The sequence below is a fragment of the Streptococcus sp. 1343 genome, assembly GCF_013277355.1.
GTDB lineage: Bacteria > Bacillota > Bacilli > Lactobacillales > Streptococcaceae > Streptococcus > Streptococcus pseudopneumoniae.
The window spans coordinates 15,195-38,051 of record NZ_VMMT01000060.1 but is presented as its reverse complement, the minus strand read 5'-3'; the positions used below and the strand labels follow the sequence as shown (position 1 = coordinate 38,051).

Genomic DNA, 22,857 nt, shown 5'->3' with positions numbered 1-22,857 from the left:
TATTTTACCTTCAATTGTGTATGCGAATGAAGTTTCGCATATCCAAACTATACAGTCAGAAATAGATAGAATAGATGCAAAATTATCTCAAAATTACTTGCTAACTGAACAAGAAATTAAGGATCTGGTGGAAGATAGCAAAGGAGTCTATCCAGACATATCAGATGAACGTAAAATTGAATTGCTAGAAATGGTATCTTCTAAGTATGCTGCAAGAGCTAGTTTCTTGGATGGACAGGGAATTACAGTTGATGAGATGGCTTGGATAATTAGGGGCATTGTGAATGCATTGATTGGTAGATACATAAAATTAGGTACTTATGCGGCTAAGTATGGTATTAGTATGGCACGCTCGATCTTAAGTAGGGCAGCTGCAACTGCAGCAGCAAGAGTAGGATTAGCGACCAAGATTTCTGGATGGATTTTACGAGTAGCTGTGAATGTAGCTGATGTATATGGTAATTTTGCCTACAATATTGCTGCAGCTTGGGATGCACATGATAAAATTCCTAACAATGGTCGTATAAACTTTTAAAATGCGAGAATGAAAGCACTTTGTATTTTTTTATTGAATATGTTAGCTTGGACAGTGCTTGCAATGATAATTCGTGGAGGGCTAGATGGATTTAATGAGCATACTTGGAGTACTATTTTAATTGCTTCGCTGTTCGGGGTATATGATTATAAGCCTATATATAAAAATAGAAAAAAGTCCAAAAGAAAAAAGAAAAAATAGATTTGTTCATGGTAGGGACTTATGAAAGCTTTACTGAAAAAAAAGAAAACAGTTTACAAAGAAAAATGATGGAGGAGCAAACATGGCACAAAAAGGAGTAAGCCTTATCAAGGCAGCATTTGATACAGACAACTTTCTCATGCGTTTTAGTGAGAAAGTCTTGGACATCGTGACAGCCAATCTTCTTTTTGTCGTCTCTTGTTTGCCAATCGTAACGATTGGAGTGGCTAAAATTAGCCTCTACGAGACCATGTTCGAAGTTAAGAAGAGCAGACGGGTGCCTGTTTTTAAAATCTATCTAAGATCTTTCAAGCAAAATCTGAAACTAGGTCTTCAGCTGGGTTTAATGGAGTTAGGAATTGTGTTTCTTACCCTTTTAGATCTCTATCTTTTCTGGAGTCAAACAGCTCTGCCCTTCCAATTGCTGAAAGCCATTTGTTTAGGTATTCTGATGTTTCTTACTATCGTGATGCTGGCTAGTTACCCTATCGCGGCACGTTATGACCTATCTTGGAAAGAAATTCTTCAAAAAGGATTGATGTTGGCTAGTTTTAACTTTCCTTGGTTCTTCCTCATGTTAGCCATTCTTGTCCTCATTGTGATGGTTCTTTATCTGTCCGCCTTCAGTCTACTCTTAGGTGGCTCAGTCTTCCTACTTTTTGGGTTTGGACTATTGGTCTTTATCCAGACTGGATTGATGGGGAAAATTTTCGCAAAATATCAATAGGAGTCTTATTTCTGAAACTACTTTCAAAGGCTTCAAACGCTATTCTATAAGCTAGAAACTAAAATCTAAGTGTCTATAAGATATTGAAAGCCTTTTCGGTAAAGTGTATACTAAAGAAGTAAAGAAAGAATCTGCTTTAGCAGAAAATAAAAATAATAGGAGAAAATCTATGTCAGATTTGAAAAAATACGAAGGTGTCATTCCAGCCTTCTACGCATGTTATGATGATCAAGGAGAAGTAAGTCCAGAGCGTACACGTGCCTTGGTTCAATACTTCATTGATAAAGGTGTTCAAGGTCTTTATGTCAATGGTTCTTCTGGTGAATGTATCTACCAAAGTGTAGAAGACCGCAAGTTGATTTTGGAAGAAGTCATGGCAGTTGCTAAAGGTAAATTAACTATTATTGCCCATGTTGCTTGCAACAATACCAAAGATAGTATGGAACTGGCTCGCCACGCTGAAAGCTTGGGAGTAGATGCCATTGCAACAATTCCACCAATTTACTTCCGCTTGCCAGAATACTCAGTTGCTAAATATTGGAACGATATCAGTTCTGCAGCTCCAAACACAGACTACGTGATCTACAACATTCCTCAATTGGCAGGGGTTGCTTTGACTCCAAGTCTTTATACCGAAATGTTGAAGAATCCTCGTGTTATCGGTGTGAAGAACTCTTCTATGCCAGTTCAAGATATCCAAACCTTTGTCAGCCTTGGTGGGGAAGACCATATCGTCTTTAACGGTCCAGATGAACAGTTCCTAGGTGGTCGCCTCATGGGTGCCAAAGCTGGTATCGGTGGTACTTATGGTGCTATGCCAGAACTCTTCTTGAAACTCAACCAATTGATTGCGGATAAAGATTTAGAAACAGCGCGTGAGTTACAGTATGCTATCAACGCTATCATTGGTAAATTGACTGCTGCACATGGAAATATGTACGGTGTCATTAAAGAAGTCTTGAAGATCAATGAAGGATTGAATATTGGTTCTGTTCGTTCACCATTGACGCCAGTAACGGAAGAAGATCGTCCAGTTGTAGAAGCAGCTGCAGCCTTGATTCGTGAAACCAAGGAGCGCTTCCTCTAATCCATAAGGAGGTATTTATGACACACTACGTTGCAATTGATATAGGTGGAACCAACATCAAGTATGGTTTGGTTGATCAAGAGGGGCAACTTCTTGAATCGCATGAAATGCCAACTGAAGCGTATAAGGGTGGATCTCATATCTTACAAAAAACCAAAGATATTGTAGCCAGCTATTTAGAAAAAGGCCCAGTAGCAGGTGTTGCCATTTCTTCTGCAGGAATGGTGGATCCTGATAAGGGGGAAATTTTCTACGCTGGACCTCAGATTCCAAATTATGCAGGAACCCAGTTCAAGAAGGAAATCGAAGAAAGCTTTGCTATTCCTTGTGAGATTGAAAATGATGTCAACTGTGCAGGTCTGGCTGAGGCAGTATCTGGTTCAGGTAAGGGAGCAAGTGTCACCCTTTGCTTGACCATTGGAACAGGTATCGGTGGTTGCTTGATTATGGATGGGAAAGTCTTCCATGGTTTTAGCAATTCGGCCTGTGAAGTCGGGTATATGCATATGCAAGATGGAGCTTTTCAGGATCTCGCTTCTACCACAGCCTTGGTGGAGTATGTAGCAACATCTCATGGAGAAGATGTTGATCAGTGGAATGGCCGACGCATTTTCAAGGAAGCCACTGAAGGCAATAAACTCTGCATGGAAGGTATTGACCGTATGGTAGACTATCTAGGAAAAGGTCTGGCAAATATTTGCTACGTTGCCAATCCAGAAGTGGTTATTCTTGGTGGTGGTATCATGGGGCAAGAGGCTATCCTCAAACCTAAGATTCGCACAGCCTTGAAAGAGGCTTTGGTACCAAGTTTAGCAGAAAAAACACGATTAGAATTTGCCCATCACCAGAATACAGCAGGTATGCTTGGTGCATATTATCATTTTAAGACAAAACAATCCTAGTTTGGCTCAGCCAAACTAGGATTTTCTAATCAAATTCCCTTGACTTTCTTTATAATTGTGAGATAATAAATAAAATATATAAAGGAATTATATAAAATGACTATAGCGAATTCAAGTAAGATTGTGACCTTCCAAGCTAATAGAGAATTAGTAAATGATGCCATGGAAGTGTTAAAAGAAAAAAATCTCTCTCTTTCATCAGCACTCAGATTATTTTTAAAGAATGTTGCCGTAACAAATGAAGTAGATTTACTGAGTGAAGAGGAATTAGAGAAGGAGTATTTGTTTAGACAATTACAAGCAGAAGTTCAAGAAAGTTATGCCAAGATTGAGTCTGGAAATTACTTGACAGATGAGGATGTCGTGACACGCTATGGATTATAAAAGATATAGGATTTTGTATTCTCTTAGAGTGATTGATAGTCTGGATAAAATATATCAGTATATAGCGGAGGAAATCGGTTCTGTAGAGGCTGCGAGACGAAAAGTAGCCAATATTAGAAAAGATATTAATCGGCTAGAAATTTTCCCCCAAGCTGGATTTGATGCTGATGAAAAATTTGGTAAGAAATTAGACCCTCGCTACCAAACGCGAGGATGGACCTTGAGTAAGGATTACATTGTATTGTATACAATTGTTGAGGATACCGTCAGACTTGCTTATTTACTCCCTTCAAAAAGTGATTACATGAAATTATTCAAGACTAAGTCAAGATATGACTAATTCATAATCTTGAAGAGGTATGTTTGGTGATGAATAAAAATCCTAGTTTGGCTTAGCCAAACTAGGATTTTCTGACACGTTTTTGTCTACGATAGCCGTTGAGTTTCTTATTTTCCCAGTAGCTATTAAAGATTTTTTCCTTGCTTTCGCGATTGATTTCCAAAAAGTAGGCATAAATCAAATCGATAAAGAAGAGCATAGGAAGTTGAGCGGATATTCGTTGGATATAGGAAGGCTGGCTGTGGGTGGCTACAAGAACAGTCTCTGTGTAGGCCTGGCTATCTTTATTGGGAACACTTGAAAAGAGTACAGTCTTTGCCCCCATCTCCTTGGCATCTAATAGACTATCTAAAATAGAAGGTGTTGTACCAGAAAGTGAGAAGCCCAGTACGAGACAATTTTCCTCCATAATGCTGGTTGTCCATGCAAAGCCATCTTGATCGGTCAAGGCTTCGCAGACCACACCCAGACGCATGAACCGCAATTTCATTTCACGGGCGACGAGGCCAGAACTCCCTGTTCCGAAGAAGTAGACACGCTCAGCATCTTCGATTAGCTGGGCAATTCGTTCTAGTTGGATTTCGTCAATCAAGTCTTGTGTTTGTTCCCTCATATTGCTATAACTTCTGAGGACTCGTTTGGTCAGTGGACTGTGCTTGGAGACTTGGTTGGCTTGATTTTCTGCCTGATGTTGGTATTGGAAAATAAATTCTCGGTAGCCAGTAAAGCCACACTTTTTAGCAAAGCGGGTCAAAGCAGCTTGAGAAATATGTAATTTTTGGGTGACTTGTTGAGAAGATAAATCATCTGTAATCGTTTCAGCTTGCAAAAAATAGCGAGCGATTTCTTGCTCTAGGTCTGTCATTTCTTCAAAATGTGAATCAATGATAGTTGCGATATCTGGTTTGTCCATAGGGAAAGCTCCTTTACATGAGTCATACTGGAAGACTAGATCAGGGAATAGTCACACTTCATTATAACACATAATATAAGGATAGATAAATAAAAACGCATCTCTGTTTTAAAAACGAAAAAGTCGAAAAAGCTTCTTACTTTTCCATAATTTTCTACTCAAATTGTGGTACAATTAAGAGTAAGATTTTAATTATACTCTTCGAAAATCTCTTCAAACTACGTCATCGTTGCCTTGCCGTACTCAAGTACAGCCTGCAGCTAGCTTCCTAGTTTGCTCTTTGATTTTCATTGAGTATTAGAAATGAGACTGATTTGTATGAGAAAATTTAACAGCCATTCGATTCCGATTCGGCTTAATTTATTGTTTTCAATCATCATTTTACTCTTTATGACCATTATTGGTCGTTTGTTGTATATGCAGGTTTTAAACAAGGATTTTTACGAAAAAAAGCTAGCATCAGCTAGTCAGACCAAGGTCACAAGCAGTTTTGCCCGTGGGGAAATTTATGATGCTAGTGGGAAACCTTTGGTAGAAAATACGCTAAAGAAGGTTGTTTCCTTTACGCGTAGCAATAAAATGACGGCTACAGACTTAAAAGAAACAGCTAAAAAGTTACTGACTTATGTGAGCATCAGCTCTCTAAATTTGACAGAACGCCAGCTGGCGGATTACTATTTGGCTGATCCTGAAATCTATAAACAGACAGTGGAGGCTCTCCCAAGCGAGAAACGCTTGGATTCAGATGGCAATCGCCTATCCGAATCAGAACTGTATAACAATGCGGTCGATAGTGTCCAAACGAGTCAACTAAACTATACAGAGGATGAAAAGAAAGAAATCTATCTTTTTAGTCAGTTAAATGCTGTTGGAAACTTTTCGACAGGTACCATTGCGACAGATCCTTTAAATGATTCTCAGGTGGCTGTTATTGCCTCTATTTCAAAGGAGATGCCTGGCATTAGTATTTCTACTTCTTGGGATCGAAAGGTTTTGGAAACTTCTCTTTCTTCTATAGTAGGGAGTGTATCCAGTGAAAAAGCTGGTCTCCCAGCGGAAGAAGCAGAAGCCTATCTTAAAAAAGGCTATTCTCTAAATGATCGTGTAGGAACCTCCTATTTGGAAAAGCAATATGAAGAGACCTTGCAAGGAAAACGCTCGGTAAAAGAAATCCATCTGGATAAATATGGTAATATGGAAAGCGTGGATACAATTGAGGAAGGTAGTAAGGGAAACAATATCAAGCTGACCATTGATTTGGCCTTCCAAGATAGCGTGGATGCTCTGCTGAAAAGTTATTTCAATTCCGAGCTAGGAAATGGAGGAGCCAAGTATTCTGAAGGTGTCTATGCAGTCGCCCTTAACCCCAAAACAGGTGCTGTTTTGTCTATGTCAGGACTCAAACATGACCTGAAAACGGGAGACTTGACGCCTGATTCCTTGGGAACGGTAACCAATGTCTTTGTCCCAGGTTCGGTTGTCAAGGCTGCGACCATCAGCTCTGGCTGGGAAAATGGAGTCTTGTCAGGAAACCAGACCTTGACAGACCAGTCCATTGTCTTCCAAGGTTCAGCTCCCATCAATTCTTGGTATACTCAGGCTTACGGTTCATTCCCTATCACAGCAGTCCAAGCTCTGGAGTATTCATCCAATACTTATATGGTCCAAACAGCCTTAGGTCTTATGGGGCAAACCTACCAACCCAATATGTTTGTCGGCACCAGCAAGCTAGAGTCAGCTATGGGGAAATTGCGTTCAACCTTTGGTGAATATGGCTTGGGCTCTGCGACTGGGATTGACCTACCAGATGAATCTACTGGATTTGTTCCCAAAGAGTATAGCTTTGCTAATTACATTACTAATGCCTTTGGGCAGTTTGATAACTATACGCCCATGCAGTTGGCTCAGTATGTAGCAACTATTGCAAATGATGGTGTTCGTGTGGCTCCTCGTATTGTTGAAGGCATTTATGGTAATAATGATAAGGGAGGACTGGGTGACCTGATTCAGCAACTGCAACCGACAGAGATGAATAAGGTCAATATATCCGACTCCGATATGAGCATCTTGCACCAAGGTTTTTATCAGGTTGCTCATGGGACTAGCGGATTGACAACTGGACGTGCCTTTTCAAACGGTGCCTTGGTATCCATTAGCGGAAAAACGGGTACAGCCGAAAGCTATGTGGCAGATGGTCAGCAAGCAACCAATACTAATGCGGTGGCCTATGCCCCGTCTGATAATCCCCAAATCGCTGTTGCAGTGGTCTTTCCTCATAATACCAATCTAACAAATGGTGTAGGACCTTCCATTGCGCGTGATATTATCAATCTGTATCAAAAATACCATCCAATGAACTAGAAAGGAAATTATGCTTTATCCAACACCTATTGCCAAGCTGATTGACAGTTATTCTAAGTTACCAGGTATCGGGATTAAGACGGCTACGCGTCTGGCCTTTTATACGATTGGGATGTCTGATGACGATGTCAATGAATTTGCAAAAAATCTCCTTTTTGCTAAGAGAGAATTGACCTACTGTTCTATTTGTGGACGTTTGACAGACGACGATCCTTGTTCTATCTGTACCGATCCGACTCGTGACCAGACAACGATTTTGGTGCTAGAGGATAGTCGGGATGTGGCAGCCATGGAAAATATCCAAGAATACCATGGACTCTATCATGTCCTGCATGGCCTCATTTCCCCTATGAATGGTATCAGTCCAGACGATATCAATCTCAAGAGTCTCATGACTCGTCTGATGGATAGTGAGGTTTCAGAAGTGATTGTAGCCACAAATGCTACAGCAGATGGGGAAGCAACTTCCATGTATCTTTCACGTTTGCTCAAGCCAGCTGGGATCAAGGTTACGCGCCTGGCACGAGGTCTTGCTGTGGGAGCAGATATCGAGTACGCGGACGAAGTGACCCTCTTACGGGCTATTGAAAATCGAACAGAGTTGTAAGTGTGGACAAATTTACGAACTCCATTCATTTATAAAAAATCAAAGAGGCTGAAAATCGTTCCTATCGGCCTCTTTTTGTATAGTGTGATGAGTAGGATCAGGTTCAAGTTTTAAAAAACCAAGCAAATATGATATACTAAAGAGCGAGTATTCTAGTAGAATTAGGACAAATAATATGAAACAAACGATTATTCTTTTATATGGTGGACGGAGTGCGGAACGCGAAGTCTCTGTCCTTTCAGCGGAGAGTGTCATGCGTGCGGTTAACTACGACCGTTTCACAGTCAAGACTTTCTTTATCAGTCAGTCAGGTGACTTTATCAAAACGCAGGAATTTAGTCAGACTCCAGGTCAAGAGGACCGTCTCATGACCAATGAAACCATTGATTGGGATAAGAAAGTTGCACCAAGTGCTATTTACGAAGAAGGGGCAGTGGTCTTTCCAGTCCTTCACGGGCCAATGGGAGAAGATGGCTCTGTTCAAGGATTCTTGGAAGTTTTGAAATTGCCTTATGTCGGTTGCAATATCTTGTCATCCAGTCTTGCCATGGATAAAATCACGACTAAGCGTGTGTTAGAATCTGCTGGCATTGCACAAGTTCCCTATGTGGCTATCGTTGAAGGGGATGATGTGACTGCTAAAATCGCTGAAGTGGAAGAAAAATTGACTTATCCAGTCTTCACTAAGCCGTCAAACATGGGTTCTAGTGTCGGTATTTCTAAGTCTGAAAATCAAGAAGAACTTCGTCAAGCTTTGGAACTTGCCTTTCAATATGACAGCCGTGTCTTGGTAGAGCAAGGGGTCAATGCCCGTGAAATCGAGGTTGGTCTCTTGGGAAACTACGATGTCAAAAGCACGCTACCAGGAGAAGTAGTCAAGGATGTTGCCTTTTATGACTACGATGCCAAGTATATTGATAACAAGATTACCATGGACATCCCAGCCAAAATCAGTGATGATGTGGTAGCTGTCATGCGTCAAAATGCAGAGACGGCCTTCCGTGCCATTGGAGGCCTCGGTCTCTCTCGTTGCGATTTCTTCTATACAGATAAGGGAGAGATTTTCCTAAACGAGCTCAATACCATGCCAGGTTTCACCCAGTGGTCAATGTATCCACTACTTTGGGACAATATGGGAATCAGCTACGCAGAACTAATCGAGCGTTTGGTTGACCTTGCCAAGGAAAGCTTTAACAAGCGCGAAGCGCATTTGCTATAAAATGAAAGAGAGGGTAGAAGCCAGAACCATCACTGCCAGGTGACTAGAGTTCTCGGGCTTCGACCCTTTTTAAAGGAGTAGAAATGAAATTAACAATCCATGAAGTTGCCCAAGCTGTTGGAGCTAAAAATGATGTTAGTCTTTTTGCGAACGCCCAGTTAGAAAAGGCTGAGTTTGACAGTCGATTGATTGGGACTGGAGATTTATTTGTGCCACTCAAAGGTGCGCGTGATGGTCATGACTTTATCGAAACAGCCTTTGAAAATGGTGCGGTAGCAACCCTGTCTGAGAAAGAAATCGCAAATCATCCCTACATTCTAGTAGACGACGTGTTGACTGCATTTCAAAAACTAGCTGCCTACTATCTTGAAAAAACGACTGTTGATGTCTTTGCTATTACGGGTTCAAATGGTAAGACAACGACCAAGGATATGTTGGCACATTTGCTGTCAACAATCTACAAAACCTACAAAACTCAAGGAAACTACAATAACGAGATTGGTCTTCCTTACACAGTTCTCCATATGCCTGAAGGAACAGAAAAGTTGGTTTTGGAGATGGGACAGGATCACTTGGGAGATATTCATCTCTTGTCTGAATTGGCTCATCCAAAGATAGCCATCGTGACCTTGGTTGGAGAAGCCCATTTGGCCTTTTTCAAAGACCGTTCGGAGATTGCCCAAGGAAAAATGCAAATTGCAGATGGCATGGCTTCGAATTCCTTGCTTTTGGCCCCAGCCGACTCCATTGTAGAGGCCTACTTGCCAACTGATAAAAAGGTGGTTCGTTTTGGGCAAGGAGCAGAGTTGGAAATCACAGACTTGGTTGAGCGTAAGGACAGTCTGACCTTTAAAGCTAATTTCTTGGAACAAGCCCTTGATTTGCCAGTGACTGGTAAGTACAATGCCACTAATGCTATGATTGCTGCTTATGTGGCCCTACAAGAAGGAGTTTCAGAAGAACAAATTTGTCAGGCCTTCCAAAATCTTGAATTGACGCGTAACCGTACCGAGTGGAAGAAAGCAGCCAATGGAGCAGACATCTTGTCAGATGTTTACAATGCCAATCCAACTGCTATGAAGCTGATTTTAGAGACCTTCTCTGCCATTCCAGCCAATGAAGGGGGCAAGAAAATTGCGGTTTTAGCGGACATGAAGGAACTGGGTAACCAGTCAGTTCAACTCCATAATCAGATGATTTTGAGCCTTTCTCCAGATGTGCTGGATACCGTGATTTTCTACGGAGAAGACATTGCTGAATTGGCCCAACTTGCCAGTCAAATGTTCCCAATTGGCCACGTTTACTATTTCAAGAAAACAGAAGACCAAGACCAATTTGAAGACCTAGTCAAGCAGGTCAAGGAAAGCCTCAGTGCCAATGATCAAATCTTGCTCAAGGGCTCTAACTCTATGAACCTAGCCATGTTGGTAGAAAGTTTAGAAAATGAAACCAAGTGATTTTGTTAAGTATCTGCAAAGAATGATTGCCCTTACAGATACTGGCTTAACCTTTACAAAAGATCCTTTTGACTGTGAGCGCTACGAAGACTTGCGAAGTCTGTTATCTGAAATGTTGAATCAGGTATCAGACCTTGATGCAGACGAAGTGGCAGAACTCTTGAAACCGACCTCCGCTTATGCGACTCCCTTAATGGACGTCCGTGCTTGGATTGTTGAGGATGAGAAGATTTGTCTGGTTAGGGGACAAGGAGAGGATAGTTGGGCTTTGCCAGGTGGCTTTGGTGAAGTCGGCTATTCTCCAACTGAAAATATTCTCAAGGAAATTGAAGAAGAAACCGGTTTTAAAGCCAAAGTTGAAAGACTGCTAGCTGTTTTTGATACCAATCGTTTCCAACTACAGAGCAAACAATATGCAAAGTTTGTTTTTGAATGTAAGCTTCTCGATGGACAATTCCAAGAAAATCAAGAAATCGCTGACCTTCAATTTTTTGCAATTGACCAACTGCCGAATTTATCTGAAAAACGCATTACCAAGGAGCAAATCGAGATTCTTTGGCAGGTTTATCAAGGTCAGAGGGAGCAATATCTTGACTAAGAAGATGATTATCGTATTTCTAAATCCATTTTTGACAAATAGCATGGTATAATAATATGCAGGAAAATTTTGAATTATGAGGAAGACTAGATGAATTTATGGGATATTTTTTTTACAACTCAGCCAACAGAACCACCTAAATTTGACCTTTTTTGGTATGTTAGCCTATTTACGCTCTTAGCCTTGACCTTTTATACAGCCTATCGCTATCGTGAAAAGAAGGTTTACCAACGATTTTTCCAGATTTTACAGGCCGTTCAGTTGATCCTTCTTTATGGTTGGTACTGGGTCAATCATATGCCATTGTCAGAAAGCCTACCCTTTTACCATTGCCGTATGGCTATGTTTGTGGTACTCTTGCTTCCTGGTCAGTCCAAATATAAACAATACTTTGCATTATTGGGAACATTTGGGACATTAGCAGCCTTTGTTTATCCAGTGCCAGATGCTTACCCTTTTCCACATATCACCATTTTATCCTTTATCTTTGGTCATTTAGCACTCTTGGGGAACTCTCTAGTTTATCTATTGAGACAGTATAGTGCGAAATTGCTGGATGTGAAGGGAATTTTTCTCATGACCTTTGCCCTAAATGCCTTGATTTTTGTGGTCAATTTGGTAACAGGTGGGGATTACGGATTCTTGACAAAACCGCCATTGGTTGGGGATCATGGTCTAGTAGCTAATTATTTACTTGTTTCAATTGTGCTGGTAGCTACTATCAGTTTGACTAAGAAAATCTTAGAATTCTTTTTAGCTCAAGAAGCAGAAAAAATGATTGCAAAGAAAGCTTAACACAGAGCTTTCTTTTTTTGTCTTAGAGAGTTTTTACAAGCAGCTTATAAAATAAGAATTTCTGAACATAGAAACTCAAAAATTGGCTGGGAAATTTAGGAAAAAAGCAAGCATGATTAAATTTTTTGTGTTATAATATTCTGTGAATAGCTATGCCTAAGTTTAGCTATGGAATAATACGAAGTGCGAAACTTGGAAGATAGAGAGGATGCGATGTAATGGCTAGAGAAGGCTTTTTTACAGGTCTAGATATTGGAACAAGCTCTGTCAAGGTGCTTGTAGCCGAGCAGAGAAATGGTGAATTAAATGTAATTGGCGTGAGTAATGCCAAAAGTAAAGGTGTAAAGGATGGAATTATTGTTGATATTGATGCAGCAGCAACTGCTATCAAGTCAGCCATTTCCCAAGCAGAAGAAAAGGCAGGCATTTCGATTAAATCAGTGAATGTCGGCTTGCCTGGTAATCTTTTGCAGGTAGAACCAACTCAAGGGATGATTCCAGTAACATCTGATACCAAGGAAATTACGGATCAAGATGTTGAAAATGTTGTCAAATCAGCTTTGACAAAGAGTATGACACCTGACCGTGAAGTCATTACCTTTATTCCTGAAGAATTTATTGTGGATGGTTTCCAAGGGATTCGTGACCCACGTGGCATGATGGGGGTTCGTCTTGAAATGCGTGGTTTGCTTTATACAGGTCCTCGCACTATTTTACATAACCTACGTAAGACAGTAGAACGTGTCGGACTACAGGTTGAAAATGTTATTATTTCACCACTAGCAATGGTTCAATCAGTTTTGAACGAAGGTGAACGTGAATTTGGTGCTACAGTGATTGATATGGGAGCAGGTCAAACGACTGTCGCTACAATCCGTAACCAAGAACTTCAGTTCACACATATTCTCCAAGAAGGTGGAGATTATGTAACTAAAGATATCTCCAAGGTTTTGAAAACCTCTCGCAAATTAGCGGAAGGCTTGAAACTGAATTACGGGGAAGCCTATCCGCCTCTTGCAAGCAAAGAAACCTTCCAAGTAGAAGTTATTGGAGAAGTAGAAGCAGTCGAAGTGACGGAAGCCTACTTGTCAGAAATTATTTCTGCACGAATTAAGCACATCCTTGAGCAAATCAAGCAAGAATTAGATAGAAGACGTCTATTGGAGCTCCCTGGTGGTATTGTCTTAATCGGTGGGAATGCCATTTTACCAGGTATGGTTGAACTTGCTCAGGAAGTCTTTGGCGTCCGTGTCAAGCTTTATGTTCCAAATCAAGTTGGTATCCGTAATCCAGCCTTTGCGCATGTGATTAGTTTATCAGAATTTGCGGGTCAATTAACAGAAGTTAATCTTTTGGCTCAGAGAGCGATAAAAGGTGAGAATGACTTAAGTCATCAGCCGATTAGCTTTGGTGGGATGCTGCAAAAGACAGCTCAGTTTGTACAATCAACGCCTGTTCAACCAGCTCCTGCTCCAGAAGTAGAGCCGGTGGCGCCTACAGAACCAATGGCGGATTTCCAACAAGCTTCACAAAATAAACCGAAATTAGCAGATCGTTTCCGTGGCTTGATCGGAAGCATGTTTGACGAATAAAGAGGAAAAATAAATTATGACATTTTCATTTGATACAGCTGCTGCTCAAGGTGCAGTGATTAAAGTAATTGGTGTCGGTGGAGGTGGTGGCAATGCCATCAACCGTATGGTCGACGAAGGTGTTACAGGCGTAGAATTTATCGCAGCAAACACAGATGTACAAGCATTGAGTAGTACAAAAGCTGAGACTGTTATTCAGTTGGGACCTAAATTGACTCGTGGTTTGGGTGCAGGAGGTCAACCTGAGGTTGGTCGTAAAGCTGCTGAAGAAAGCGAAGAAACACTGACGGAAGCTATCAGTGGCGCAGATATGGTCTTCATCACTGCTGGTATGGGAGGAGGCTCTGGAACTGGAGCTGCTCCTGTTATTGCTCGTATCGCCAAAGATTTAGGTGCTCTTACAGTTGGTGTTGTGACACGTCCCTTTGGTTTTGAAGGAAGCAAACGTGGACAATTTGCCGTTGAAGGAATCAACCAACTTCGTGAGCATGTAGATACTCTATTGATTATTTCAAACAACAACTTGCTTGAAATTGTTGATAAGAAAACACCGCTCTTGGAGGCTCTTAGCGAAGCGGATAACGTTCTTCGTCAAGGTGTTCAAGGGATTACCGATTTGATTACCAATCCAGGATTGATTAACCTTGACTTTGCCGATGTGAAAACAGTTATGGCAAATAAAGGGAATGCTCTCATGGGTATTGGTATCGGTAGTGGAGAAGAACGTGTGGTGGAAGCGGCGCGTAAGGCAATTTACTCTCCACTTCTTGAAACAACAATTGATGGAGCAGAAGATGTGATTGTCAACGTAACTGGTGGTCTCGATTTAACCTTGATTGAAGCTGAGGAGGCTTCACAAATTGTGAACCAGGCAGCAGGTCAAGGAGTGAACATCTGGCTCGGTACTTCAATTGATGAAAGTATGCGTGATGAAATTCGTGTAACAGTTGTCGCAACGGGTGTTCGTCAAGACCGCGTAGAGAAGGCTGTTGCTACACAAGCTAGACCGACTACTAACTACCGTGAGACAGTGAAACCAGCTCATTCACATGGCTTTGATCGTCATTTTGATATGGCAGAAACAGCTGAATTGCCAAAACAAAATCCACGTCGTTTGGAACCAACTCAGGCATCTGCTTTTGGTGATTGGGATCTTCGCCGTGAATCGATTGTTCGTACAACAGATTCAGTCGTTTCTCCAGTTGAACGCTTTGAAGCCCCAACATCACAAGATGAAGATGAATTGGATACACCTCCATTTTTCAAAAATCGTTAAGTAAATGAATGTAAAAGAAAATACAGAACTTGTTTTTCGAGAAGTCGCAGAGGCTAGTCTGAGTGCTCATCGAGAGAGTGGTTCAGTCTCTGTCATTGCAGTTACCAAGTATGTAGATGTACCGACAGCGGAAGCCTTGCTTCCGCTAGGTGTTCATCATATCGGTGAAAATCGTGTCGATAAGTTTCTGGAAAAATATGAAGCTTTAAAAGATCGAGATGTGACTTGGCATTTGATTGGTACCTTGCAAAGACGTAAGGTGAAAGATGTCATTCAATACGTTGATTATTTCCATGCCTTGGATTCAGTAAAGTTAGCGGAGGAAATCCAAAAAAGAAGTGACCGAGTCATCAAGTGTTTCCTTCAAGTAAATATTTCTAAAGAAGAAAGCAAGCACGGTTTTTCGAGAGAGGAACTGCTGGATATCTTGCCAGAGTTAGCCAGACTAGATAAGATTGAATATGTTGGTTTAATGACGATGGCACCTTTTGAGGCTAGAAGTGAGCAGTTGAAAGAAATTTTCAAGGCGACCCAAGATTTACAAAGAGAAATCCAAGAAAAACAAATTCCAAATATGCCTATGACCGAGTTAAGTATGGGAATGAGTCGTGATTATAAAGAAGCGATTCAATTCGGTTCCACCTTTGTTCGTATAGGTACAGCATTTTTTAAGTAGGAGAGAACCATGTCTTTAAAAGATAGATTCGATAGATTTATAGATTATTTTACGGAGGATGAGGATTCAAGTCTCCCTTATGAAAAAAGAGATGAGCCTGTGTTTACTCCAGTAAATTCTTCACAGGAACCGGCTCTCCCAATCACTCAAACTCCACAATCAGCTGGAACAAAGGAGAACAATATCACCAGACTTCATGCAAGACAACAGGAATTGGCAAATCAGAGTCAGCGTGCAACGGATAAGGTCATTATAGATGTTCGTTATCCTAGAAAATATGAAGATGCAACAGAAATTGTTGATTTATTGGCAGGAAACGAAAGTATCTTGATTGATTTTCAATATATGACTGAAGTGCAGGCTCGTCGTTGTTTGGATTACCTGGATGGGGCTTGCCATGTTCTAGCTGGAAGTCTGAAAAAAGTAGCTTCTACCATGTATCTGTTGACACCAGTGAATGTTATTGTAAATGTTGAAGATATCCGTTTACCAGATGAAGATCAACAGGGTGAGTTCGGTTTTGATATGAAGCGAAATAGAGTACGATAATGATTTTTTTAATTCGTATGATTTATAATGCAGTGGATATTTACTCCCTGATTTTGGTAGCCTTCGCTGTCATGTCTTGGTTTCCAGGTGCCTACGAATCCAGTTTAGGTCGTTGGATTGTAGCGTTGGTAAAACCAGTGCTTGCTCCCTTGCAACGCCTGCCTTTACAGATAGCGGGCCTTGATTTATCTGTTTGGGTTGCGATTGTTTTGGTTCGATTTTTAGGAGAAAACCTAGTCCGTTTTCTGGCGATGATAGGATGAATAAAGGGATTTATCAGCATTTCTCCATAGAAGATCGTCCCTTTCTTGACAAGGGAATGGAATGGATAAAGAAGGTAGAAGATAGCTATGCTCCTTTTTTAACTCCTTTTATCAATCCTCATCAGGAGAAGCTATTAAAGATTTTGGCCAAAACCTATGGTCTTGCTTGTAGCAGTAGTGGGGAATTTGTCTCGAGTGAGTATGTTCGAGTTTTATTATACCCAGATTATTTCCAACCAGAGTTTTCAGATTTTGAAATATCTCTTCAGGAAATTGTGTATTCCAATAAATTTGAACATTTAACGCATGCTAAGATTTTAGGGACAGTCATCAATCAATTAGGGATTGAACGGAAACTTTTTGGAGATATCCTAGTAGATGAAGAACGGGCGCAGATTATGATTAATCAGCAGTTTCTTCTTCTCTTTCAAGATGGATTAAAGAAAATTGGTCGTATACCTGTTTCGCTGGAGGAACGTCCTTTCGCCGAGAAAATAGATAAGCTAGAACAGTATCGAGAACTGGATTTATCTGTGTCTAGTTTTCGATTAGATGTTCTTTTATCAAATGTTTTGAAACTATCTAGGAATCAAGCAAACCAGTTGATTGAAAAGAAACTTGTCCAAGTAAATTATCATGTGGTAGACAAATCAGATTACACTGTTCAAGTTGGAGATTTGATTAGTGTGAGAAAATTTGGTCGCTTGAGATTACTTCAAGATAAGGGACAAACGAAAAAAGAGAAGAAAAAAATAACCGTCCAGTTATTATTAAGTAAGTGAGGAATAGAATGCCAATTACATCATTAGAAATAAAGGACAAGACCTTTGGAACTCGATTCAGAGGCTTTGATCCAGAAGAAGTCGATGAATTTTTAGATATTGTGGTTCGTGATTACGAAGATCTTGTTCGTGCGAATCATGATAAAGATTTGCGTATTAAGAGTTTAGAAGAGCGTTTGTCTTACTTTGACGAAATGAAAGATTCATTGAGCCAGTCTGTATTGATTGCCCAAGACACAGCTGAGCGAGTGAAACAAGCAGCACATGAACGTTCAAACAATATCATTCATCAAGCAGAGCAGGATGCGCAACGCTTGTTGGAAGAAGCTAAATATAAGGCAAACGAGATTCTTCGTCAAGCAACAGACAATGCTAAGAAAGTTGCTGTTGAAACCGAAGAGTTGAAGAACAAGAGCCGTGTCTTCCACCAACGTCTTAAATCTACAATTGAGAGTCAGTTAGCTATTGTTGAATCTTCAGATTGGGAAGATATTCTTCGCCCAACAGCTACTTATCTTCAAACCAGTGATGAAGCCTTTAAAGAAGTGGTTAGCGAGGTACTTGGAGAACCGATTCCAGCTCCAATTGAGGAAGAACCAATTGATATGACACGTCAGTTCTCTCAAGCAGAAATGGCAGAGTTACAGGCTCGTATTGAAGCAGCCAATAAAGAATTGGCTGAATTTGAAGCTCAGACTAAACAGGAAGTGGAAAATCCAACTCCTGTAGTGAGTCCTCAAATTGAAGAAGAGACTGCTCATCCAGTTGGTCCAATGTATGAAGAACCAGAAGTAGCTCCAGTACATCCTTCGGCTCCAACACCAGCTACAGAAACATTTGATTCAGCACCAGGATTTGAAGCACCGCAAGAATCCGTTACAATTTTATAAGAAATATTCTGAGAACAATATCTTATCCTTATATTTCCAGCGAGCAGGAGATGGTGTGAGTCCTGTAATCCCTATTGATAAGATTATCCTCTCAAAAACTCAAGTCTGAAGTTAGTAGGATTTGACGTTCCCCACGTTACGGGATAAGAGGGAGAAAGACTAAATCTTTTTCCGAATAAAGGTGGTACCACGATTTTCGTCCTTTTTGGCAGTCGTGGTTTTTAATTTGTGATTATTTATAAAGGAGATACCATGAAACTCAAAGATACCCTTAATCTTGGGAAAACAGCTTTCCCAATGCGTGCAGGCCTTCCTACCAAAGAGCCAGTTTGGCAAAAGGAATGGGAAGATGCAAAACTTTACCAACGTCGTCAAGAATTGAACCAAGGAAAACCTCATTTCACCTTGCATGATGGCCCTCCATACGCGAACGGAAATATCCACGTTGGACACGCTATGAACAAGATTTCAAAAGATATCATTGTTCGCTCAAAATCTATGTCAGGTTTTTACGCACCATTTATCCCAGGTTGGGATACTCATGGTCTGCCAATCGAGCAAGTTTTGGCAAAACAAGGTGTCAAACGTAAAGAAATGGACTTGGTTGAGTACTTGAAACTTTGCCGTGAATACGCTCTTTCTCAAGTAGATAAACAACGTGAAGACTTTAAACGTTTGGGTGTTTCTGGTGACTGGGAAAATCCATATGTGACTTTGACTCCTGATTATGAAGCAGCTCAAATCCGTGTATTTGGTGAGATGGCTAATAAAGGCTATATCTACCGTGGTGCAAAACCAGTTTACTGGTCATGGTCATCTGAGTCAGCCCTTGCTGAAGCAGAGATTGAATACCATGATTTGGTTTCGACTTCCCTTTATTATGCCAACAAGGTAAAAGATGGCAAAGGTGTTCTAGATACAGAGACTTATATCGTAGTCTGGACAACAACTCCATTTACTATCACAGCTTCTCGTGGTTTGACTGTTGGAGCGGATATTGATTACGTCTTGGTTCAACCTGCTGGTGAAGCTCGTAAGTTTGTCGTTGCTGCAGAATTATTGACTAGCTTATCTGAGAAATTTGGTTGGGCTGATGCTCAAGTTTTGGCAACTTACCGTGGTCAAGAACTCAACCACATCGTAACAGAACACCCATGGGATACAGCTGTAGATGAGTTGGTTATCCTTGGTGATCACGTTACTACTGACTCTGGTACTGGTATTGTCCATACAGCCCCTGGTTTTGGTGAGGACGACTACAATGTTGGTATTGCTAATGGTCTTGAAGTCGCAGTGACTGTTGACGAACGTGGTATCATGATGAAGAATGCTGGTCCTGAGTTTGAAGGCCAATTCTATGAAAAGGTAGTTCCAACTGTTATTGAAAAACTTGGTAACCTCCTTCTTGCCCAAGAAGAAATCTCTCACTCATATCCATTTGACTGGCGTACTAAGAAACCAATTATCTGGCGTGCAGTTCCACAATGGTTTGCCTCAGTTTCTAAATTCCGCCAAGAAATCCTGGACGAAATTGAAAAAGTGAAATTCCACTCAGAATGGGGTAAAGTTCGTCTTTACAATATGATTCGTGACCGTGGCGACTGGGTTATCTCTCGTCAACGTGCTTGGGGTGTTCCACTTCCTATCTTCTACGCTGAAGACGGTACAGCGATTATGACTGCTGAAACTATTGAACACGTGGCTCAACTCTTTGAGGAACATGGTTCAAGTATTTGGTGGGAACGTGATGCTAAGGACCTCTTGCCAGAAGGATTTACTCATCCAGGTTCACCAAACGGCGAGTTCAAAAAAGAAACTGATATCATGGACGTTTGGTTTGACTCAGGTTCATCATGGAATGGAGTGGTAGTAAACCGTCCTGAGTTGACTTACCCAGCAGACCTTTACTTAGAAGGTTCTGACCAATACCGTGGTTGGTTCAACTCATCACTCATCACATCTGTTGCCAACCATGGCGTAGCACCTTACAAACAAATCTTGTCACAAGGTTTTGCCCTTGATGGTAAAGGTGAGAAGATGTCCAAATCTCTTGGAAATACCATTGCCCCAAGTGATGTTGAAAAACAATTTGGTGCGGAAATCTTGCGTCTCTGGGTAACAAGTGTGGACTCAAGCAACGACGTGCGTATTTCTATGGATATCTTGAGCCAAGTCTCTGAAACTTACCGCAAGATCCGTAACACCCTTCGTTTCTTGATTGCCAATACATCTGACTTTAACCCAGCTCAAGATGCAGTCGCTTACGAAGAGCTTCGCTCAGTTGATAAGTACATGACTATTCGCTTTAACCAGCTTGTCAAGACCATTCGTGATGCCTATGCAGACTTTGAATTCTTGACAATCTACAAGGCCTTGGTGAACTTTATCAACGTTGATTTATCAGCCTTCTACCTTGATTTTGCCAAAGATGTTGTTTATATCGAAGGTGCCAAATCACTCGAACGCCGTCAAATGCAGACTGTCTTCTATGACATTCTTGTCAAAATCACCAAACTCTTGACACCAATCCTTCCTCACACTGCGGAAGAAATCTGGTCATACCTTGAGTTTGAAGCCGAAGACTTCGTCCAATTGTCAGAATTACCAGAAGTTCAAACTTTTGCTAACCAAGAAGAAATCTTGGATACATGGGCAGCCTTCATGGACTTCCGTGGACAAGCACAAAAAGCCTTGGAAGAAGCTCGTAATGCAAAAGTTATCGGGAAATCACTTGAAGCACACTTGACAGTTTATCCAAATGAAGTGGTGAAAACTCTACTCGAAGCAGTAAACAGCAATGTAGCTCAACTTTTGATCGTGTCTGAGTTGACCATCGCAGAGGGACCAGCTCCGGAAGCTGCCCTTAGCTTTGAAGATGTCGCCTTCACTGTTGAACGCGCTGCAGGCCAAGTATGTGACCGTTGCCGTCGCACCGACCCAACAACAGCAGAACGCACCTACCAGGCAGTCATCTGTGACCACTGTGCAAGCATCGTAGAAGAAAACTTTGCGGACGCAGTCGCAGAAGGATTTGAAGAGAAGTAAGGTTGTTGTATGATACTAAGAAGGAAAAGGATTGCCAAACAGTCCTTTCCTTTTTGGTTTTGACTAGCTTTTTTGTGAAAAATTGTGTAGAATAGAATAGATAAACGAGGGGAAACCTCGGAAAATTTGAAGGAGAATCCATCTAATGGTAAAATTGGTTTTTGCTCGCCACGGTGAGTCTGAATGGAACAAAGCTAACCTTTTCACTGGTTGGGCTGATGTTGATTTGTCTGAAAAAGGTACACAACAAGCGATTGACGCTGGTAAATTGATCAAAGAAGCTGGTATCGAATTTGACCAAGCTTACACTTCAGTATTGAAACGTGCTATCAAAACAACGAACTTGGCTCTTGAAGCTTCTGACCAATTGTGGGTTCCAGTTGAAAAATCATGGCGCCTGAACGAACGTCACTACGGTGGTTTGACTGGTAAAAACAAAGCTGAAGCTGCTGAGCAATTTGGTGATGAGCAAGTTCACATCTGGCGTCGTTCATACGATGTATTGCCTCCAAACATGGACCGTGATGATGAGCACTCAGCTCACACAGACCGTCGTTACGCTTCACTTGACGACTCAGTAATCCCAGATGCTGAAAACTTGAAAGTGACTTTGGAACGTGCCCTTCCTTTCTGGGAAGATAAAATCGCTCCAGCTCTTAAAGATGGTAAAAACGTATTCGTAGGAGCTCACGGTAACTCAATCCGTGCCCTTGTAAAACACATCAAAGGTTTGTCAGATGACGAGATCATGGACGTGGAAATCCCTAACTTCCCACCATTGGTATTCGAATTCGACGAAAAATTGAACGTAGTTTCTGAATACTACCTTGGAAAATAAAAAAATGTAAGTCTAGAATTGATTTCTAGGCTTTTTGTTTTTGTTCCCAGTTTCCAACTAGTTGAAAAAGCGTTATAATGGTAGTAGGAAGTAATTTGTTTGAGAGAGGGTGGGTCTGATGGCTTATATTGAGATGAAACATTGTTACAAGCGATATCAGGTTGGGGACACGGAGATTGTGGCCAATCGTGATGTGAATTTTGAGATTGAAAAAGGGGAGCTGGTGATTATCCTTGGTGCGTCAGGTGCTGGTAAGTCAACGGTTCTTAACCTTCTTGGAGGCATGGATACCAATGACGAGGGGGAAATCTGGATTGATGGTGTCAATATTGCAGACTATAGTTCCCACCAGCGCACCAATTATCGTAGAAATGATGTGGGTTTTGTTTTTCAGTTTTACAATCTAGTTTCCAATCTGACTGCTAAGGAAAATGTGGAACTGGCTTCTGAAATCGTGACAGATGCCTTGGATCCTGAGCAGGTGCTGACAGATGTAGGTCTGGCTCATCGTCTAAATAATTTCCCAGCCCAGCTTTCTGGAGGGGAGCAACAGCGAGTCTCCATTGCACGCGCGGTAGCTAAAAATCCTAAACTGCTCCTTTGTGATGAACCAACAGGTGCCTTGGATTATCAGACGGGCAAGCAAGTCTTGAAGATTCTCCAAGATATGTCTCGTCAAAAAGGGGCAACAGTGATTATTGTGACCCATAATAGCGCGCTAGCTCCTATTGCTGATCGCGTGATTCATATGCACGATGCCAGTGTCAAGGATGTGGTGATCAACCAGCATCCTCAGGATATAGATAGTTTGGAGTACTAG

General features: G+C 41.2%; 24 protein-coding genes. 23 read left to right on the top strand and 1 reads right to left on the bottom strand.

Annotated elements, in window-relative coordinates; translation table 11 throughout:
* Positions 1-190 precede the first annotated feature (190 nt).
* The 7 genes from HT709_RS08925 (at position 191) to HT709_RS08900 (ending at position 4,176) form a co-directional block, all read left to right on the top strand.
* Complete coding sequence (locus HT709_RS08925; protein WP_014017319.1) at positions 191-535, top strand: hypothetical protein; 345 nt, start codon at positions 191-193, stop codon at positions 533-535.
* Positions 536-544: 9 nt separating this feature from the next.
* Complete coding sequence (locus HT709_RS11935) at positions 545-736, top strand: hypothetical protein (protein WP_014017318.1); 192 nt, start codon at positions 545-547, stop codon at positions 734-736.
* Between the two features lie 82 nt (positions 737-818).
* Positions 819-1,463: a YesL family protein gene (locus HT709_RS08920; RefSeq protein ID WP_138703970.1), complete on the top strand. Its 645-nt coding sequence runs from the start codon at positions 819-821 to the stop codon at positions 1,461-1,463.
* 169 nt (positions 1,464-1,632) lie between these two features.
* Positions 1,633-2,550, top strand: coding sequence for a dihydrodipicolinate synthase family protein (locus HT709_RS08915; RefSeq protein WP_001281495.1), 918 nt, complete (start codon positions 1,633-1,635; stop codon positions 2,548-2,550).
* A 17-nt stretch (positions 2,551-2,567) separates the two neighbouring features.
* The gene (locus HT709_RS08910) at positions 2,568-3,452 is read left to right on the top strand and encodes an ROK family protein (RefSeq protein ID WP_000150277.1); all 885 of its coding nucleotides are present in this window, start codon (positions 2,568-2,570) and stop codon (positions 3,450-3,452) included.
* A gap of 96 nt (positions 3,453-3,548) precedes the next feature.
* On the top strand, positions 3,549-3,836 hold the full coding sequence (locus HT709_RS08905; protein ID WP_000150674.1) for a hypothetical protein: 288 nt from the start codon (positions 3,549-3,551) through the stop codon (positions 3,834-3,836).
* Entirely contained in the window at positions 3,826-4,176 is a 351-nt protein-coding gene (locus HT709_RS08900; RefSeq protein WP_172925691.1) for a type II toxin-antitoxin system RelE/ParE family toxin, read from the top strand. Before HT709_RS08905 ends, HT709_RS08900 begins: the two co-directional genes overlap by 11 nt.
* 61 nt (positions 4,177-4,237) lie before the next feature.
* On the opposite strand, the gene HT709_RS08895 is transcribed toward HT709_RS08900, so the two are convergent.
* A complete protein-coding gene (locus HT709_RS08895) occupies positions 4,238-5,089 on the bottom strand; it encodes a MurR/RpiR family transcriptional regulator (protein ID WP_000360337.1) in 852 nt (283 codons plus the stop codon).
* A gap of 303 nt (positions 5,090-5,392) precedes the next feature.
* Here HT709_RS08895 and pbp2b point away from each other — a divergent pair, with 303 nt between their 5' ends.
* The 16 genes from pbp2b to HT709_RS08815 all read left to right on the top strand — a co-directional run bounded on the left by pbp2b (position 5,393) and on the right by HT709_RS08815 (position 22,857).
* The gene (gene pbp2b, locus HT709_RS08890; RefSeq protein ID WP_172925690.1) at positions 5,393-7,450 is read left to right on the top strand and encodes a penicillin-binding protein 2B; all 2,058 of its coding nucleotides are present in this window, start codon (positions 5,393-5,395) and stop codon (positions 7,448-7,450) included.
* 10 nt (positions 7,451-7,460) lie between these two features.
* Positions 7,461-8,057 carry a recombination mediator RecR gene (gene recR, locus HT709_RS08885; RefSeq protein WP_138703968.1) on the top strand — a complete coding sequence of 199 codons (597 nt, stop codon included), beginning with the start codon at positions 7,461-7,463 and terminating at the stop codon, positions 8,055-8,057.
* Between the two features lie 175 nt (positions 8,058-8,232).
* Positions 8,233-9,276, top strand: coding sequence for a D-alanine--D-alanine ligase (locus HT709_RS08880; protein ID WP_050278361.1), 1,044 nt, complete (start codon positions 8,233-8,235; stop codon positions 9,274-9,276).
* 83 nt (positions 9,277-9,359) lie between these two features.
* Positions 9,360-10,733: a UDP-N-acetylmuramoyl-tripeptide--D-alanyl-D-alanine ligase gene (gene murF, locus HT709_RS08875; protein ID WP_000778737.1), complete on the top strand. Its 1,374-nt coding sequence runs from the start codon at positions 9,360-9,362 to the stop codon at positions 10,731-10,733.
* Positions 10,720-11,331, top strand: coding sequence for an NUDIX hydrolase (locus HT709_RS08870; RefSeq protein WP_000804584.1), 612 nt, complete (start codon positions 10,720-10,722; stop codon positions 11,329-11,331). Before murF ends, HT709_RS08870 begins: the two co-directional genes overlap by 14 nt.
* Before the next feature lie 90 nt (positions 11,332-11,421).
* The gene (locus HT709_RS08865) at positions 11,422-12,126 is read left to right on the top strand and encodes a TIGR02206 family membrane protein (RefSeq protein ID WP_001055261.1); all 705 of its coding nucleotides are present in this window, start codon (positions 11,422-11,424) and stop codon (positions 12,124-12,126) included.
* Positions 12,127-12,344: 218 nt separating this feature from the next.
* A complete protein-coding gene (ftsA, locus tag HT709_RS08860; protein ID WP_023936022.1) occupies positions 12,345-13,718 on the top strand; it encodes a cell division protein FtsA in 1,374 nt (457 codons plus the stop codon).
* 16 nt (positions 13,719-13,734) lie between these two features.
* Positions 13,735-14,994, top strand: a complete 1,260-nt coding sequence (gene ftsZ / locus HT709_RS08855; RefSeq protein WP_172925689.1) for a cell division protein FtsZ — start codon at positions 13,735-13,737, stop codon at positions 14,992-14,994.
* Between the two features lie 4 nt (positions 14,995-14,998).
* Positions 14,999-15,670: a YggS family pyridoxal phosphate-dependent enzyme gene (locus HT709_RS08850; protein WP_166731381.1), complete on the top strand. Its 672-nt coding sequence runs from the start codon at positions 14,999-15,001 to the stop codon at positions 15,668-15,670.
* 9 nt (positions 15,671-15,679) lie between these two features.
* A complete protein-coding gene (locus HT709_RS08845; protein WP_119947054.1) occupies positions 15,680-16,219 on the top strand; it encodes a cell division protein SepF in 540 nt (179 codons plus the stop codon).
* On the top strand, positions 16,219-16,482 hold the full coding sequence (locus HT709_RS08840) for a YggT family protein (RefSeq protein ID WP_000576513.1): 264 nt from the start codon (positions 16,219-16,221) through the stop codon (positions 16,480-16,482). Before HT709_RS08845 ends, HT709_RS08840 begins: the two co-directional genes overlap by 1 nt.
* Positions 16,479-17,264, top strand: a complete 786-nt coding sequence (locus HT709_RS08835) for an RNA-binding protein (protein WP_001032411.1) — start codon at positions 16,479-16,481, stop codon at positions 17,262-17,264. The genes HT709_RS08840 and HT709_RS08835 overlap by 4 nt, the downstream gene beginning before the upstream one ends.
* Before the next feature lie 8 nt (positions 17,265-17,272).
* Positions 17,273-18,154, top strand: a complete 882-nt coding sequence (locus HT709_RS08830; RefSeq protein ID WP_172925688.1) for a DivIVA domain-containing protein — start codon at positions 17,273-17,275, stop codon at positions 18,152-18,154.
* Between the two features lie 252 nt (positions 18,155-18,406).
* A complete protein-coding gene (gene ileS, locus HT709_RS08825) occupies positions 18,407-21,199 on the top strand; it encodes an isoleucine--tRNA ligase (RefSeq protein ID WP_172925687.1) in 2,793 nt (930 codons plus the stop codon).
* Positions 21,200-21,344: 145 nt separating this feature from the next.
* Positions 21,345-22,037 (top strand): phosphoglycerate mutase, encoded by a 693-nt coding sequence (locus tag HT709_RS08820; protein ID WP_000240129.1) that lies wholly within the window; start codon positions 21,345-21,347, stop codon positions 22,035-22,037.
* Positions 22,038-22,155: 118 nt separating this feature from the next.
* Positions 22,156-22,857 (top strand): ABC transporter ATP-binding protein, encoded by a 702-nt coding sequence (locus HT709_RS08815; RefSeq protein WP_000323361.1) that lies wholly within the window; start codon positions 22,156-22,158, stop codon positions 22,855-22,857.

Excerpts from the sequence above, each read along its gene's own strand:
- pbp2b (WP_172925690.1), top strand. The coding sequence starts at position 5,393 with ATGAGACTGATTTGTATGAGAAAATTTAACAGCCATTCGATTCCGATT.
- HT709_RS08870 (WP_000804584.1), top strand. The coding sequence starts at position 10,720 with ATGAAACCAAGTGATTTTGTTAAGTATCTGCAAAGAATGATTGCCCTT.
- HT709_RS08850 (WP_166731381.1), top strand. The coding sequence starts at position 14,999 with ATGAATGTAAAAGAAAATACAGAACTTGTTTTTCGAGAAGTCGCAGAG.
- recR (WP_138703968.1), top strand. The coding sequence starts at position 7,461 with ATGCTTTATCCAACACCTATTGCCAAGCTGATTGACAGTTATTCTAAG.
- HT709_RS08915 (WP_001281495.1), top strand. The coding sequence starts at position 1,633 with ATGTCAGATTTGAAAAAATACGAAGGTGTCATTCCAGCCTTCTACGCA.
- HT709_RS08920 (WP_138703970.1), top strand. The coding sequence starts at position 819 with ATGGCACAAAAAGGAGTAAGCCTTATCAAGGCAGCATTTGATACAGAC.
- HT709_RS08910 (WP_000150277.1), top strand. The coding sequence starts at position 2,568 with ATGACACACTACGTTGCAATTGATATAGGTGGAACCAACATCAAGTAT.
- murF (WP_000778737.1), top strand. The coding sequence starts at position 9,360 with ATGAAATTAACAATCCATGAAGTTGCCCAAGCTGTTGGAGCTAAAAAT.
- HT709_RS11935 (WP_014017318.1), top strand. The coding sequence starts at position 545 with ATGAAAGCACTTTGTATTTTTTTATTGAATATGTTAGCTTGGACAGTG.
- ileS (WP_172925687.1), top strand. The coding sequence starts at position 18,407 with ATGAAACTCAAAGATACCCTTAATCTTGGGAAAACAGCTTTCCCAATG.
- HT709_RS08865 (WP_001055261.1), top strand. The coding sequence starts at position 11,422 with ATGAATTTATGGGATATTTTTTTTACAACTCAGCCAACAGAACCACCT.
- ftsZ (WP_172925689.1), top strand. The coding sequence starts at position 13,735 with ATGACATTTTCATTTGATACAGCTGCTGCTCAAGGTGCAGTGATTAAA.
- HT709_RS08820 (WP_000240129.1), top strand. The coding sequence starts at position 21,345 with ATGGTAAAATTGGTTTTTGCTCGCCACGGTGAGTCTGAATGGAACAAA.
- HT709_RS08835 (WP_001032411.1), top strand. The coding sequence starts at position 16,479 with ATGAATAAAGGGATTTATCAGCATTTCTCCATAGAAGATCGTCCCTTT.
- HT709_RS08815 (WP_000323361.1), top strand. The coding sequence starts at position 22,156 with ATGGCTTATATTGAGATGAAACATTGTTACAAGCGATATCAGGTTGGG.
- HT709_RS08900 (WP_172925691.1), top strand. The coding sequence starts at position 3,826 with ATGGATTATAAAAGATATAGGATTTTGTATTCTCTTAGAGTGATTGAT.
- HT709_RS08830 (WP_172925688.1), top strand. The coding sequence starts at position 17,273 with ATGCCAATTACATCATTAGAAATAAAGGACAAGACCTTTGGAACTCGA.
- HT709_RS08925 (WP_014017319.1), top strand. The coding sequence starts at position 191 with ATGGTATCTTCTAAGTATGCTGCAAGAGCTAGTTTCTTGGATGGACAG.
- HT709_RS08905 (WP_000150674.1), top strand. The coding sequence starts at position 3,549 with ATGACTATAGCGAATTCAAGTAAGATTGTGACCTTCCAAGCTAATAGA.
- ftsA (WP_023936022.1), top strand. The coding sequence starts at position 12,345 with ATGGCTAGAGAAGGCTTTTTTACAGGTCTAGATATTGGAACAAGCTCT.
- HT709_RS08840 (WP_000576513.1), top strand. The coding sequence starts at position 16,219 with ATGATTTTTTTAATTCGTATGATTTATAATGCAGTGGATATTTACTCC.
- HT709_RS08845 (WP_119947054.1), top strand. The coding sequence starts at position 15,680 with ATGTCTTTAAAAGATAGATTCGATAGATTTATAGATTATTTTACGGAG.
- HT709_RS08895 (WP_000360337.1), bottom strand. The coding sequence starts at position 5,089 with ATGGACAAACCAGATATCGCAACTATCATTGATTCACATTTTGAAGAA.
- HT709_RS08880 (WP_050278361.1), top strand. The coding sequence starts at position 8,233 with ATGAAACAAACGATTATTCTTTTATATGGTGGACGGAGTGCGGAACGC.